Source organism: Halomonas sp. IOP_31, from assembly GCF_021151495.1.
Lineage (GTDB): Bacteria > Pseudomonadota > Gammaproteobacteria > Pseudomonadales > Halomonadaceae > Modicisalibacter > Modicisalibacter zincidurans.
Genome location: NZ_JAIRBP010000016.1, coordinates 62,980 through 76,978 on the forward strand (window position 1 = coordinate 62,980; position 13,999 = coordinate 76,978).

Sequence of the window (13,999 nt, forward strand, 5' to 3'; positions counted from 1 at the left end):
GTGCGCATCACCGCGGGCTCATCGGCTCCTGGGCAGAAGCGCGCAGCAACGGCATCCAGGGCTCGCCGGAGCGATAGGCCGCGCCTTGCGCATGACGTTCAAGATAGGTCTGCAGCAGACGTGCCTGCTCGATATCGCCACGCTGCGATTGACGCTGGCTGGGTGCCATGAACATCGGCGCCCCCAGGTCGGCGCCCACCGTCATCACGCCACTGTTGCCGCCACCGAACGAAGGATACAGCCCTGACAGGCTGGTCGGCGCATCGACGTCCAGCGGCGCACTGGCCAGGGAGGCACCGTTCCCGCCGGTTGCGACCCCACTGCCCGACGCTGTCTGACGGGTGAGTTCGTCAGGCGCAGCCGGATTGAGACTGTTGTAGACCTGGACGCCCGAGATCACCAGTACCGACACCGTGGCTGCCACCGCGGCGCTGCCCGAAAACGACAAGCCGCCATGACGCCTGGCCACGACGGACTCGCCAGGCGTGGGGACCGGCTCGTCGGCGATCCGCGCGATTATTCCCGCCGACAGATCGACCTGCATCGCGACGCCATGCTCGCGGCGCATAAGGCTGCGTGCCAGATGATAGCGACGCCAGACGTCGGCTGTTTCGGGAGAATCGTCGAGCGACTTGAGCGCGCGGCGCAGCTCGAGTTCATCGCCTTCGTTGTCCATCAACGCGGACAGCGATTCCCGTAATTTGTCATTCATCTCACACCCCCACAGTCGACAAGGCATAAGGCCGGCAATCGACCCGCCTGCAGGTCCCGAACTGACGGAAACATCCGACCCCATGCCCAGACGCCGCCACTTTCATGATGTCTTGCATCGCAGCGGCGTACGAACACCCACTGAGACGCCATTGAGCGCGGACAGTTCAGCCGCGGACGGTAGAATTTCGTCAACCGCTCACTGTTGAACCACGTCCTGGTTGCGCGGATTCTCGAGCAGTGGCTGGATATGCCGGTCCACTGCCTCGCGCGCGCGGAATATCCGCGAGCGCACCGTGCCCACCGGACACTGCATGATATTGGCGATGTCCTCGTAGGACAGGCCATCGAGTTCGCGCAGCGTGATCGCCGTACGCAGATCCTCCGGCAACCGCTCGATCGCCTCGAATACCGCCGCCTCGAGCTGATCGCGGGCGATCGACGCCTCGGGCGTCTCGATGTCGGACAGCCGGCCGCTGTGGTCGACGACCTCGGCATCGCTGATGTCCAGATCGCTGCCCGGCGGACGGCGCCCCTTGGACACCAGATGATTCTTGGCGGTATTGATGGCGATCCGGTACATCCAGGTATAGAAGGCACTCTCCGAACGAAAGTTGGCCAATGCCCGGTAGGCCTTGATGAAGGCCTCCTGGGCCACGTCGTTCACTTCGGCATGATCGTGTACGTAGCGGCTGATCAGGCCAATGATCTTGTGCTGGTATTTCTTGACCAGCAGATCGAAAGCCCGGTTATCGCCTCGCTGGGCGCGCTCGACAAGCTGCTGGTCGGTTTCCCGGTTGGCCATTCAGTGCCTCTCCAGGCGCGCATCGACGATGAGCGGATCCGATGGTAAGCAACACGGCAAGGCCATGGCGCAATTACGATTCATTGATTCAACCTGGGGCTGGATAGCGATTTAGCGTCTCAGTGTTCCTGTTTATGGGACCCGCATCAAGATAGCGCGATTTTTTTGCACGATTGGCAGCCCGTCACAGGGCTCGACGATCATCACGGCGTTGATTTCAGCGCGCCAGCCGGGCGATAGTAGGCGCTTTCCCCTTGCCGACCGAATCGCAGGTAGCTGAATGTCCCAGCAGCAGGTTAACAATCTCAACGTCCTGTCCCAGGATGTCCTGATCACGCCCGACGCCCTGAAACAGGAAATTCCCCTCTCCCCGAGTTCCGAAAAGACCATCATCGAGGGACGCCAGACCATCCAGCGGATCCTCGACGGCGATGACCCTCGCTTGATCGTGGTGGTCGGCCCTTGCTCGATTCACGACGTCGAGGCCGCTCGCGACTATGCTCGTCGCCTGCGCAAGCTTGCCGACGAGGTCAGCGACAGCCTGTATATCGTGATGCGCGTCTATTTCGAGAAACCGCGCACCACGGTCGGCTGGAAGGGGCTGATCAACGATCCACACCTCAACGGCTCATTCGAGATCGAGGAGGGCCTGCATATCGCCCGTCGCCTGCTCGTCGAGTTGACCGAAATGGGGCTGCCGCTGGCCACCGAGGCGCTCGATCCGATCTCGCCGCAGTATCTTCAGGATTGCATCAGCTGGTCGGCGGTCGGCGCGCGCACCACCGAATCGCAGACGCATCGTGAAATGGCCTCGGGGCTGTCGAGCCCGGTGGGCTTCAAGAACGGCACCGACGGCAGCCTCGACGTCGCGGTCAACGCGCTCAAGTCGGTCGCCCATCCGCACAATTTTCTGGGCATCGACCAGGCCGGCCAGGTCGCGGTGATACGCACCCGCGGCAATGCCTATGGGCATGTCGTGCTGCGCGGCGGCAACGGCAAGCCCAACTACGACAGCGTCAGCGTCGCGCTGGCCGAGCAGGAACTGACCAAGGCCGGCGTCACCGCCAATATCATGATCGACTGCTCGCATGCCAATTCCAACAAGGACCCGGCGCTGCAGTCGCTGGTGATGGAAAACGTCACCAACCAGATCCTCGAAGGCAATCGCTCGATCATCGGCCTGATGGTCGAGTCGCACATCGGCTGGGGCAGCCAGCAGATTCCCGACGACATCACACAGCTCGAATATGGCGTGTCGATCACCGATGCCTGTATCGACTGGCCGACCACCGAAGACACCTTCAAGCGCATGGATGACAAGCTCAAGCCGGTCCTCGCCGCGCGTCGCGACAAGCGCAGCTGAGGGTAACTCCGTCAATCTCCCCTGCACCAAAAAACACCGGGGTCTGCGTCGAGCGGCCCCGCTGGCTATCCGCTCGGTCTTTCAGCTGTCACTCTGCGCAATCAGGCACTTGGCTGGCCATCGATCTCGCGACGAAAAGGCGGCAGCGAATCGAGCAGTGCCTGTCCATAGCGGCGAGTCAGCACGCGTCGGTCGAGCAACGTGATGCGCCCCTCGTCGGCTTCCTTGCGAATCAGCCGCCCGCAGGCCTGAACCAGCTTGATCGAAGCATCGGGCACCGAGATACGCATGAACGGATTGCCGCCGCGGCTCTCGATCCACTCCGCCAGCGTCGCGCCGACCGGGTCGTCGGGCACCGCGAACGGCAGCCGGGTGATCACCACATGGGTCAGGTAGTGTCCTGGCAGATCGATACCCTCGGCAAAGCTCGCCAGACCGAAGATGATGCTGCCCTCGCCGGCATCGACGCGCTTGCGATGGCGATCGATCAGCTCACGCTTGGGCAGCCGGTCCTGGGCCAGCACGCGCTGGGCCAGCGCCTCGGGCAAGGCCTTCTCGACGGCGCGCAGCTGGGCCCGTGACGAGAACAGCATGAGCACCGCCTCGCGCTCGCCGAGCGCGGCGATGAACTCGCCGATCGCTCGTTCGTGGGCCTCGCGATTGCTCGGGTCGACCGCCTCGCGGGGCACGCTGAGCACCGCCCGGGAATAATCGAACGGACTCGGCAGGCGCTGGTAACGATAGCGATTGGCCAGCCCGGCGCGCTCCTGCAGGCGCTCGAAGCGCCCCAGCGCGGTCAGCGTCGCCGAGGTCACCACCGCCCCGTAGCAACTGCCCCACAGGTAGCGCGCCAGGGTTTCCGCCGCCGACACCGGGCTCGCCGAGAAGGTCAGTTCGCTCTCGCCGCCCTGCTGATCGAAGGTCAACCAACGCGCCTGCGGCGGTTCGCCCTCGCTGTCGTCGGCGGCCATCGCCTGCCACAGCGCATGCGCCTCGAGCGCGCGTCCGTGCAGTAGCGCCACCAGCGGCAACCAGGGCTCGGCCTGCTCGCGCTCGAGCCCGGTGGCCGTGTCGGGATCGAGACTCTCGCGCAGGATGTCGGACATCGTCTCGAGATTGCGCGACAGCTCGGCGAACGGCGTGACCAGCGCCGTGGCCGTCTCGCGCAGGGCCTGGGGCGCACGGCCCATGGCGAAGCGGTGATGGCGCGTGTCGTCGCCGGCGCCATTGGGCAATTCGGCCAGGCTGTGGCCCAGCGCATAGGCCTCGCCGAGGCGCGGCTCGAGCGCGGCGATCGACTCGGGAAAACCGGCCAGCAACCGCGCCAGGGTCGGCTGCACCGCCAGCGCGGCATTCAATTCGGTCAGCGACTTCTTGAGCGTGCGCAGCCAGCGCAGCGTGGCGTTGACGCCAAAGCGGTGATAGAAGTGCTCGAGCGCCTTGTCGGGCAGATGATGGCCTTCGTCGAAGACGTAGATGCAGTCCTTGGGCGGCGGCAGCACCACCCCGCCGCCCAGCGACAGATCGGCGAGCACCAGGTCGTGGTTGGCGACGATCACGTCGGCCTGGTCGAGATGCCGACGGGCGCGGAAGAACGCGCAGGCGCTGAAGTGGCCGCAGCGCCGGTTGGTGCACTGGCGGTGATCGGTGGTCAGCTTGCGCCAGCTGGCGTCCTCGATGGCCACCGGCCAGCTGTCGCGATCGCCCTCCCAGCGGCCGGTGCCGTAGGCCTCGGCAAGCTCCTGCACCAGGCCGTGGAAGTCGTCGCCGTCGCGCGATTCCAGGGCCTGCTCGAACAGCGAGTAGGTCGGGTTGTCCTCGACGCCGTCGAGTACCTGATCGAGCTTGGCGACGCAGAGATAGCGCCCGCGCCCCTTGGCCAGGGCGTAGTCGAACTGCAGGCCACTATGTTGCTTGAGTGCCGGCAGGTCCTGATGAAGGACCTGCTCCTGCAGCGCCACCGTGGCGGTCGAGACCACCAGCCGCTTGCCGCGGGCCTGGGCCACCGGCAACGCCGACAACAGATAGGCCAGCGTCTTGCCGGTGCCGGTGCCAGCCTCGAGCACGCAGACGTGCTCGTGGGAGATCCTACGCCCGCTGTCGTCGGCCTCGATGCCGGCCAGGGTACGCGCAATCTCGGCGATCATCAGCCGCTGGCCGTAGCGCGGGGTCAGCTCGAGGCCCTCGAGGACCCGGCGATAGGCGGCCTGGATCTCGTCCTTCAGGGGCTCGTCGAGCATCGATCGATCCTTTCAATACCTGCGCCAGCCCTACAACAGCCCTTCGGGCGGATGCTCACAAGGCAGCTTGTCATTGATGTAGCGCTCGATCTCGGGCAGCGAGAAGGCGTCCTCCTCACCGACGAAACTGATCGACACGCCCTTGGCGCCGGCACGACCGGTACGCCCGATGCGATGCACGTAGTCCTCGGGGTCTTCGGGCAGGGTGTAGTTGATGACGTGACTGACGTCATCGATATGGATGCCGCGCCCGGCGACGTCGGTCGCCACCAGCACCGTCAGCTCGCCCTCGCGGAAGCGTTCCAGGGTCTTGATGCGCTGATTCTGCGGCACGTCGCCGGACAGCATGGCGACATCGACGCCGGCCTTGCGCAGCAGTTCGTCGAGCTTGCGCACCAGGTCGCGGCGGTTGCCGAACACCATGACTCGCTCGAAGGATTCCTGCTTGAGCAGATTGACCAGCAACCGCTGCTTGTCGTCGTCGCTGACCAGATAGACGCGCTGATCGATGTCGGCGGCATTGTCGACGGTGACCTCGATCTCGACGTGCGCCGGCTGATGCGTCCACTGGCTGGCCAGGTTGAGGATGTCTTCGGTGAAGGTCGCCGAGAACAGGAAGGTCTGGCGCTCCTCGGTCTTGGGCGTATGGCGAATGATCCGCTTGACGTCGGGGATGAAGCCCATCGACAGCATGCGATCCGCCTCGTCGAGCACTAGCACTTCGGTCTGACTGAGATCGACGTCGCGCTTCTCGTGAAAGTCGAGCAGCCGACCCGGCGTGGCGATCAGCAGGTCGACCTTCCTGGCCAGCTGTTCGCGCTGCTTCTGGTAGTCCATGCCACCGACCACGCTGGCGATATTCAGCGAGGTGAAGCGGGCCAGTGCCTTGGCGTCCTTCTCGATCTGCAGCGCCAGTTCGCGGGTCGGCGCGACGATCAGCGCCCGCGGCGTACCCGGTTTCTGGCCGTCCGGCGCCGGTTCCTCGAGAAAATAGGTCAGCGCGGCGATCAGGAAAGCCGCGGTCTTGCCGGTGCCGGTCTGGGCCTTGCCGACCACATCGCCGCCCAGCAGGGTCTGGCTGAGTGCTTCAGCCTGAATCGGCGTGCAATACTCGAAGCCCAGCGCATGGATCGCCCGCATCAACGGCAGCGGCAGGTCGAAGTCGTGGAAGCGCCACTTGCCGGCGACCGGCGGCACCTGAAACTGGCGCAGATCCCAGCTGGACTGCGATTTGCGCGGCTTGCGGCGGCGACGCTTGGGCTTGCGGTTCTGGGCCGGTGCGGCTGTCTTTTCCGACTCACTCATAGGCTTGCAGTTCTGTTCCGGTTCGATGGGAAGTAGTCAAGGCGCCATTGTACCAGCCCTTGGCAACAAGAGCCCGTCACGCATATCGCGAGTCAGCCTGTCGGCAGCCGGCCAGGAACTGGTAGAATCCACGCAGGCACGATTCAGGAAACCGCCCTACATGACGCGCAAGAAGAAGACTCGCTCGCTGGCCGACAAGGTGACCATCCGTACCGGCAAGCGCAAGGATTATCGCCGCTGGCGCCACGACAATCCCGACGAGGTCGTCTCGTCGCGCCGCTTCACCGCGAAGAAACGCCAGCAGCGCAAGCTTCAGGCTGCGCGCAAGCTGGCCCGCCAGCAACAGGCGGGCAAGCTCGATCTTCATGCGCGCGATGGCGACGCGCCGAAGGGAGACACATGATGCGCCTGGTGTCCTTCAACATCAACGGGCTGCGCGCGCGCCTGCATCAGCTCGAAGCGCTGATCGAAAGCCACCGCCCGGCGGTGATCGGCCTGCAGGAAACCAAGGTCCACGACGACGAGTTTCCGTTCGAGGCCGTCCACGCGCTGGGTTACCATGTCTATTACCATGGCCAGAAGGGCCATTACGGGGTCGCCCTGCTGTGCCGGCGCGAACCCGAGGAGGTCTTCTACGGCCTGCCCGACGATGGCGAGGATGCCCAGCGGCGCTTGATCGGCGCCCGCCTGATCGGCGATGACGGCGAGGCACTGATCGTCTGGAACGGCTATTTTCCGCAGGGCGAGAACGTCGCGCATCCGGTCAAGTATCCGCACAAGCGCGCCTTCTACGCCAAGCTCAGCGAGCATCTCGAGCGGGACTTCCGCCCCGATCAGCGGCTCGCGCTGATGGGCGATTTCAATATCTCGCCCGAGGACAGCGACATCGGCATCGGCGAGCCCAACCGCAAGCGCTGGCTGCGCGAAGGCAAGACCAGCTTCCAGCCCGAAGAGCGCGAATGGCTCAAGCGCCTCAAGACATGGGGTCTGGACGACGGCTACCGGCTCTGCCACCCCGAGGATGGCGATACCTTCAGCTGGTTCGACTACCGCTCGCGCGGCTTCGAACGCGATCCCAAGCGCGGCCTGCGCATCGATTACATCTTGCTCACCAAGCCGCTCGCCGAGCGGGTCCGTGACGCCGGCATCGACTATCCGTTGCGCGGCATGACCCGACCGTCGGATCACGCGCCGGTGTGGCTGGAGCTGGACCTGGCGGGCTTCCCGTCGCCCGGCTAATCCGACGCTGATTGCTTCGCACTTGCCACCCCGACGCCAGCGTTGCTGCTTTCAAGCGAATCCAGCCATGCCCCGGCCTGCTGGGCGCCCGCCTGGCGGGCCGCCTCGAAGGCCGCCCGGGCGGCATCGCGATCGCCCTGCTCGAGTGCCGCCACACCTTCCAGCAGCCAGTCGCGGGGTGTCGCCCCGCCGGCCTGGCGCGCCCGGCGCAGCGCCTCGATGGCCGTTCCCCAGCGCCCCCAGGCGTAGGCCAGTTCACCCAGTTGACGCCAATCCTCGCTCTCCTGGCTACGCTCGCTGACCGCGCGCCAGGCCTGGAGCGCCGCGTCACGATTGCGCGCCGCGCTCCAGGCCTGAGCCAATAGCCGGCGATTGGCCAGACTCTCTTGCAGCCGTCCATCGGCCAGCGCCCGCTCGAGATGTTCGGCAGCGCGCGCCGGGGTGCCGCCGGCCATGTGCAGCTGAATCAGTTGGCGCAGGGCGGCTTCGCCCTGCAACGCGCCACGCCGCCAGCCGGCTTCCCAGATTGCCGCGGCGCGGCCGGGCTGGTCGAGCCGCTGAGCCAGCCCCGCGGCTCGCCGCCAGGTATCCGCCGACACCTCGGCGCCGGCGAGCAAGGCATCGAGACTCGCCAGGGCTTGATCCTCGCGCCCCGCGCGCTGGTAGATGCTCGCGGCGAGCTGCAGATACCGGTCATTCGCGACATTGCCCTCGCCACGCGCGCGATCGACCCACTTGGCCGCCGTGTCCCAGCGCTCGAGCTGCGCCAAGCCCTGCGCCATCAGCCAGCGATCGTCATCGCCCGCGGCGTCACCCTGCTCCAGCCACTGCCCGAGCAGCTCGACGCCGCGCGCGGTCTGGCCGGCGCGCAACCGCAACCGCGCCTCCCGGCGCAGCCAGCGGCGACGATATTCGCGCTCGATGCCGTCAAGCCCTCGCGCCCGGCTCAGCAGCTCGGCCGCGGCAAGCGGATCGTCACGACGCAGTTCGGCATTCGCGGCGATCTGCAGAAACAGCGCCCGTGCCCAGCGATCGGCCGCATTGCCGCCTTGCAGTCGCTGTGCAGCGGCGCGGGCATCGTCGGCCAGCGCCGCGGGATCGCCCGCGTCGAGACGCGACTGCATGCGCTCGAGACTCGCCACCATATCCGGGCGCAGCGCCGGTGCCGCCCAGGTCTGGCTGATCAGCGTCAACGACAGCAAGCCGGCGAGCAATACAGTGGCGGAGTTGAACCAGCGCGCATCCATCGTGACTATCCTGTGAGCCGGAATACCAGACGTTGACGTGCCTCGCGCGGCGACGCGGACTCGGGGAACTGCCAGCGCGAGATCGCCCGCAGCGCTGCCCGCTCGAAGACGTTGCGTGGCTCGGCGTCGGTTACCCGCAGCGAATCGCTGTCGACGCTGCCGTCGGGAAGAATCGTGAAGCGCACCTCGACATAGCCTTCCAGGCCGCGTCGCTGCGCACGCGCGGGATACTCCGGCGGCACCTTGCGCGTCGGCTGCGGCGAGCTCACCGGCCCCGATGCGCCGGTCGGCGCCTGGGCGCTGTCCTGCGCGCTCCGCTGGGAAGCCTCGCTGGCACTCGCGTCGGCCTCGGCGACCCGCTCGGGTGCGGGTTCGGGCTTAGGCGCCGGTTCGGGCTTAGGCGTCGGCTCGGGCTCGGGCTCGGGCTCGGGCTGCTCGGCCGTCAGTTCCGGCAACTTCTCGTCCAGCGGCACCTCGGGCGCCTCCATCGCCGGCACCTCGGGCGTCGGAATGGCAACCGGACTGCTCGGGCTCGGCGCCGGCAACGGCGCGGGCGGTGGCGGCGGTGCCTGGGCGGGCGGCGCGGGCGCCGCCTGGGCCGGTACCGGAGCGTTGTCCCGGGACTGCGACCGGGGCGCCTCGACCATCGACATCGAGAGCGGCTTTTCGATCTCGGGGCGATCGTCGACCGGGGGCGTGACCAGCAGCGCCAGCAACGTCAACAGCACCAGCGTCAGCAGTACGCCACCCAGCGAACCGAGCAGGTGCCGCATCAGGGGTCGCCTCGCGTCGCCGCCACCGCCAGATTGTCGACGCCGGCCTCGCGGATGCGATCCATGACCTCGATCAGCAGCCCGGTGGTGGATTCGCGATCGGCCTGCACCACGACGCCGCCACGATCGCTGACCAATCCGGCCACCGCGCTACCGACGCGACGCACGTCGACCGGCTCGCCATCGACCCACACCGCACCCTCCGGGGTGATGGCCACCATCACCTGGGCATCGGGACGCGCGCTGGCGGTCGACGACTCGGGACGCTCGATCTCGACGCCGCTTTCCTTGGTAAAGCTGGTGGTGACGATGAAGAAGATCAACATGATGAACACCACGTCGAGCATCGGCGTCAGGTTGACCTCGGCGCTCTCGTCGCCGTTGCTTATTCGCCGTCTACGCATGATTGGCCTCCACGGCACGCGCCATACGGTCGTGAAGACGCTGGTCCTCGCGACGAATGACCTGCTCGAGCCGGGTGGTAAACAATAGCCCGACCACCGCGATCGCCATGCCGGTCAACGTCGGCAGGGTCGCCCGCGCGACCCCGTCGGCCATCGCCCGGGCCTGACCGACCTCGGTCAACGCCAGGCTGTCGAAGACCTGGATCATGCCGGTCACGGTGCCCAGCAACCCCAGCAACGGGCACAGCGCAACCAGCAACTTCAGCCACGGCAGCGGACGCCGCAAACGCGCCATCAGCTCGCGGGTCCAGACCTCACGCAGGGTCAGCGCGCTCCAGCTGATGTGCTCGGAGCGCGATGTCCAGCGCTCGATCAGCTCGCGGCGCGCACGGCGGTGAGTAAAGCGCCAGTAGAGCCCACGCTCCAGCGCCAGCGAGAACAGCGCCATGGCCACCATGGCGACCATCACCAGCACGATGCCGCCGGCTTCCACCAGCCGTGCCAAGGGCTCAAGCAGGGTGGACATGACGGCTCTCCGGATGGTGCTGGCGGCCCTCGAGATGATCGGCCAGTACCGCGCTGGCACGTCCTTCGAGCAGACCGACCAGGCTACGGCTGCGGCTGGCCAGTGCGGTCTGCGCGAACAGCAGCGGCACCGCCGTGATCAGTCCCAGCACGGTGGTGACCAGCGCCTGACTGATCCCGCCGGCCATCAATTGCGGGTCGCCGGTGCCGAACACGGTGATCGACTGGAAGGTGACGATCATTCCGGTCACCGTACCCAGCAGGCCGAGCAGTGGCGCTACCGCGGCGAGCAACTTGACCAGCGGCTGGCCGCGTTCGAGGCGTGGCTGCTCAGCGAGCAGCGCCTCGTCGAGACGTGCCTCGAGGGCCTCGGAGGCATGACCCTCGCCCAGCGCCTGGAAGCGCTTGAGGATGCGTCCCAACGGGTTGTCGTCACGCAGCGTCGTAGCATCGCGCAGCTGCCGGCGCAGGCGCTGCGACACGAGCAACAGATAAGCGTACTGGGACACCGCGACCAGCAGACCCAGCACGCCCAGCGCAACGATGACATAGCCGACGTATCCGCCCTGCTGAAAACGCTGCCAGAGATCGGGACGCTGCGTCAGCGCCTTGAGCACCTGCCCCTGGCTCGGATCGACAGGCAGCGCCTCGCGCTGGCCCTGCTGATACGCGCGCAGAGCCTCGCTGATCTCTTGGGGTGTGCGCTCGATCACCGCCAGCGCCTCGCCGTTACCCGGCTGACGCAGCAACTGGCCCTCGCTGAAGGCCGCGAATGCGCCGGCTCGCATTACCTCGCGCCGGTTCAATTCACCGCTGCGACCGGCCACCGGGGCCTCGAAGCGCACTACACGAGCACTCTCCGCGGTCAGTTGCGCCAGGCTCTCGCCGAGCGCCACCAGGGTGTCGAGATCGAGCAACGCATCTTCGGCCGGCCGCTCGGGCAGACTGACGCTGCTGCCTAGCGTGAGCCAGCTTTCGCCGAGGTCATCGCGCAAGGCACCGATCCGCTGGCCGATGATATCTTGAACGCCGCCCAGATCGCCGGTCTGATTGCCGGCCTGTTCGCGCAACCGATCCAGGCGCTGGCGCTGCTCGTTGCGCTGGCTTTCCAGCGCAGCGCGGCGCTGCTCGGCCGCCGTCAACCGTGCCTGGGCCTTGTTCAGGGCGGCTTCGAGCGCGTCGCGGTCGTCGAGCAAGGCCGCCAGACGCTGCCTGTCGCGGCCGGTGGCCGCCTGACTGTCGGCGCGAAAATCCTCGAGCACCTGAGATAACGACGGCGCCGCGTCGCCGGCAGCTTGCCCCGACGATTGCTGGGCTAGCGCCAAGGGTGACAACAGCGCAGCAGTCAGCGCACTCATCGCGAGCAATCGCCTCATGATGCGTCCTCCTGGCTCTGCTGCGATGACTGGAGCTGACCTTGTTGGGGGGTTACCGACAGCGGCAGATCGAGCATCGCCGGTACGCGTTCTTCGCGGGCGATGCGCAGCCCCTTGCGCACCTCGCCCAGCGCTTCATCGTCGAGCGCTTGCCAGGCCTGTTCCTTGCTGCGCCAGACGCCGCCCTGCTGGCCATCGGGGGTCAGGTAATACCAGCCCAACCGGCCCAGGCGCAGGTAGTCGACCTCGAGACTGTCACCTTGCGTCTTGAGCGAGCCCTGCCAGGCATCCACCTCGCGGCCGTAATCCAGTTCGGCGCGCCAGGCGGCAAGCACCCGATCCAGCTTGTCGGCGGCCGATAGCTCGCCGCTGTCGAGCATCCGATTAAGGCTCGCCAGGCGCGCCTGACGCTGGTCGTACAAAAACGGCATGTCGGCCGCAACCAGTCGCTCGAGACGAGCCGCCAACTGGCGAGTGAGTACCGGCAGGCGCTGTTCGGCATTGGCGAGTTGCTCGACAGCACGCTGGCGGCGCTCGACAGCCTTGCCCTGCTCGTCGACCTGGCGCGCCAGCTCGTCGTTATAGGCTTCGAGCCGTTGCGCCTCGCGCTCGACGCGACGCAATTCGCGCAGCGCTTCGCGCGTGGCGTCGTCGGCGGCATCGATCTTCTGCTGGAGCTGCGCCTGGTTCTGCTGGACCTCGACGCTCTTTTCCACCAACCCTTCCCGCCCTTTGTCCTGGGCCTGCACCTGAGCGCTGCCCAGCAACGCCAGGCAGGCCAGCAACGCACAACCGCTACGCCGCGGCGCGTTGCCCATCGTCATGATCCGCTTATTCACTGTACTGCTCCGATCAGGCCATCGGCTTGGCGTGCCGAGGAAATGTCCGCCACGCTAATACAAAATATAACCATTATCAATACAGCGGCGGCGATATTCGACGCTCACGTGCAAAGGCCGGCCCGAGAGGGCCGGCCTGGGAGGTCGGGCATGCAATACGCGAGCTTGAGCGTTACTGGGCTACAGCTTCTGCTCGAGCTGCGGCAGGATCTCGAACAGATCGCCGACGAGACCATAGTCAGCGACCTGAAAGATCGGCGCCTCCTCGTCCTTGTTGATCGCGACGATCACCTTGGAGTCCTTCATCCCCGCCAGGTGCTGAATCGCCCCGGAGATGCCCACCGCGATGTACAGCTCCGGTGCGACGATCTTGCCGGTCTGGCCGACCTGCATGTCGTTGGGCACGAAGCCGGCGTCGACCGCCGCCCGCGAGGCGCCGATCGCCGCACCGAGCTTGTCGGCGATGCCGTCGAGCAGCTTGAAGTTGTCGCCGTTGCCCATCCCGCGACCGCCCGAGATGACGATCCTGGCGCTACCCAGCTCGGGGCGCTCGCTGGCCGCCAGCTCTTCGCCGACGAAGCTCGACAGCGCATTTTCAACGACGATGTCGACGGCTTGCTGAGTGGCGCCGCCATTCTCGCTGACCGCCTCGAACGCCGTGGTGCGCACGGTCAGCACCTTGAGCGCATCGTCGGACTGTACGGTGGCGATGGCGTTGCCGGCATAGATCGGCCGCTTGAAAGTCCCGGCATCGACGACATCGAGAATCTCGGAAATCGCGGCGACATCCTTGAGCGCGGCAAGCCGCGGCAACACATTCTTGCCATTGGTCGAGGCGGCGGCAAGTACGTGCGTGTACTCGTCGGCGAGTGCCGCCAGCAATTCGCCCAGCGGTTCGGCGAGTTGATGGGCGTAGACCGCGTTATCGGCGACGCGCACCCGCGTCACGCCTTCCAGCCGAGTGGCAGCATCGGCGACGGCGGCGACGTTGTCGCCGGCGACCAGCACGTCGACGTCACCGCCAGCGGACTGGGCGATCTGGCGGGCCGCCTCGACGACGTGGGCGGTGGCGCCGGCGAGCTGCCCGTCGTGGTGTTCGGCGAGGACCAGAATGCTCATGAGATCAGCTCCTTTCAAAGCACTTTGGCTTCGTTCTTGAGTTTGTCGATCAG

14 protein-coding genes are annotated in these 13,999 nt (G+C 66.5%); 3 read left to right on the forward strand and 11 right to left on the reverse strand.

What is annotated here, in order from left to right; translation table 11 throughout:
- Nucleotides 1-7: 7 nt before the first annotated feature.
- Together K7I12_RS10210 and rpoE are read right to left on the reverse strand one after the other, a co-directional pair.
- Nucleotides 8-712 (reverse strand): sigma-E factor negative regulatory protein, encoded by a 705-nt coding sequence (locus K7I12_RS10210; protein WP_031383688.1) that lies wholly within the window; start codon nucleotides 710-712, stop codon nucleotides 8-10.
- A gap of 198 nt (nucleotides 713-910) precedes the next feature.
- Nucleotides 911-1,516: an RNA polymerase sigma factor RpoE gene (rpoE, locus tag K7I12_RS10215; RefSeq protein WP_031383689.1), complete on the reverse strand. Its 606-nt coding sequence runs from the start codon at nucleotides 1,514-1,516 to the stop codon at nucleotides 911-913.
- A gap of 280 nt (nucleotides 1,517-1,796) precedes the next feature.
- On the opposite strand from rpoE, the gene K7I12_RS10220 reads away from it, so the two are divergent.
- Nucleotides 1,797-2,879, forward strand: a complete 1,083-nt coding sequence (locus tag K7I12_RS10220) for a 3-deoxy-7-phosphoheptulonate synthase (RefSeq protein ID WP_031383690.1) — start codon at nucleotides 1,797-1,799, stop codon at nucleotides 2,877-2,879.
- A 101-nt stretch (nucleotides 2,880-2,980) separates the two neighbouring features.
- On the opposite strand, the gene dinG is transcribed toward K7I12_RS10220, so the two are convergent.
- Entirely contained in the window at nucleotides 2,981-5,119 is a 2,139-nt protein-coding gene (gene dinG, locus K7I12_RS10225; RefSeq protein WP_031383691.1) for an ATP-dependent DNA helicase DinG, read from the reverse strand.
- Between the two features lie 30 nt (nucleotides 5,120-5,149).
- A complete protein-coding gene (rhlB, locus tag K7I12_RS10230; protein WP_031383692.1) occupies nucleotides 5,150-6,424 on the reverse strand; it encodes an ATP-dependent RNA helicase RhlB in 1,275 nt (424 codons plus the stop codon).
- Nucleotides 6,425-6,584: 160 nt separating this feature from the next.
- On the opposite strand from rhlB, the gene K7I12_RS10235 reads away from it, so the two are divergent.
- On the forward strand, nucleotides 6,585-6,827 hold the full coding sequence (locus K7I12_RS10235) for a hypothetical protein (protein WP_031383693.1): 243 nt from the start codon (nucleotides 6,585-6,587) through the stop codon (nucleotides 6,825-6,827).
- Nucleotides 6,827-7,663: an exodeoxyribonuclease III gene (xthA, locus tag K7I12_RS10240; RefSeq protein ID WP_031383694.1), complete on the forward strand. Its 837-nt coding sequence runs from the start codon at nucleotides 6,827-6,829 to the stop codon at nucleotides 7,661-7,663. The genes K7I12_RS10235 and xthA overlap by 1 nt, the downstream gene beginning before the upstream one ends.
- Here the strand turns inward: xthA and K7I12_RS10245 are convergent.
- The 7 genes from K7I12_RS10245 to K7I12_RS10275 all read right to left on the reverse strand — a co-directional run bounded on the left by K7I12_RS10245 (nucleotide 7,660) and on the right by K7I12_RS10275 (nucleotide 13,946).
- Nucleotides 7,660-8,910 carry a hypothetical protein gene (locus K7I12_RS10245; protein ID WP_051907435.1) on the reverse strand — a complete coding sequence of 417 codons (1,251 nt, stop codon included), beginning with the start codon at nucleotides 8,908-8,910 and terminating at the stop codon, nucleotides 7,660-7,662. The genes xthA and K7I12_RS10245 overlap by 4 nt on opposite strands.
- A gap of 5 nt (nucleotides 8,911-8,915) precedes the next feature.
- Nucleotides 8,916-9,683 (reverse strand): energy transducer TonB, encoded by a 768-nt coding sequence (locus K7I12_RS10250; RefSeq protein ID WP_231664079.1) that lies wholly within the window; start codon nucleotides 9,681-9,683, stop codon nucleotides 8,916-8,918.
- Nucleotides 9,683-10,087: an ExbD/TolR family protein gene (locus K7I12_RS10255; protein WP_031383697.1), complete on the reverse strand. Its 405-nt coding sequence runs from the start codon at nucleotides 10,085-10,087 to the stop codon at nucleotides 9,683-9,685. Before K7I12_RS10255 ends, K7I12_RS10250 begins: the two co-directional genes overlap by 1 nt.
- Nucleotides 10,080-10,613: a MotA/TolQ/ExbB proton channel family protein gene (locus K7I12_RS10260; RefSeq protein WP_231664080.1), complete on the reverse strand. Its 534-nt coding sequence runs from the start codon at nucleotides 10,611-10,613 to the stop codon at nucleotides 10,080-10,082. The genes K7I12_RS10255 and K7I12_RS10260 overlap by 8 nt, the downstream gene beginning before the upstream one ends.
- Entirely contained in the window at nucleotides 10,597-11,988 is a 1,392-nt protein-coding gene (locus K7I12_RS10265; RefSeq protein WP_231664081.1) for a MotA/TolQ/ExbB proton channel family protein, read from the reverse strand. Before K7I12_RS10265 ends, K7I12_RS10260 begins: the two co-directional genes overlap by 17 nt.
- Nucleotides 11,985-12,827, reverse strand: coding sequence for a DUF3450 domain-containing protein (locus K7I12_RS10270; protein ID WP_231664082.1), 843 nt, complete (start codon nucleotides 12,825-12,827; stop codon nucleotides 11,985-11,987). Before K7I12_RS10270 ends, K7I12_RS10265 begins: the two co-directional genes overlap by 4 nt.
- A 180-nt stretch (nucleotides 12,828-13,007) precedes the next feature.
- Nucleotides 13,008-13,946, reverse strand: coding sequence for an electron transfer flavoprotein subunit alpha/FixB family protein (locus K7I12_RS10275; protein WP_231664083.1), 939 nt, complete (start codon nucleotides 13,944-13,946; stop codon nucleotides 13,008-13,010).
- Nucleotides 13,947-13,999 lie beyond the last annotated feature (53 nt).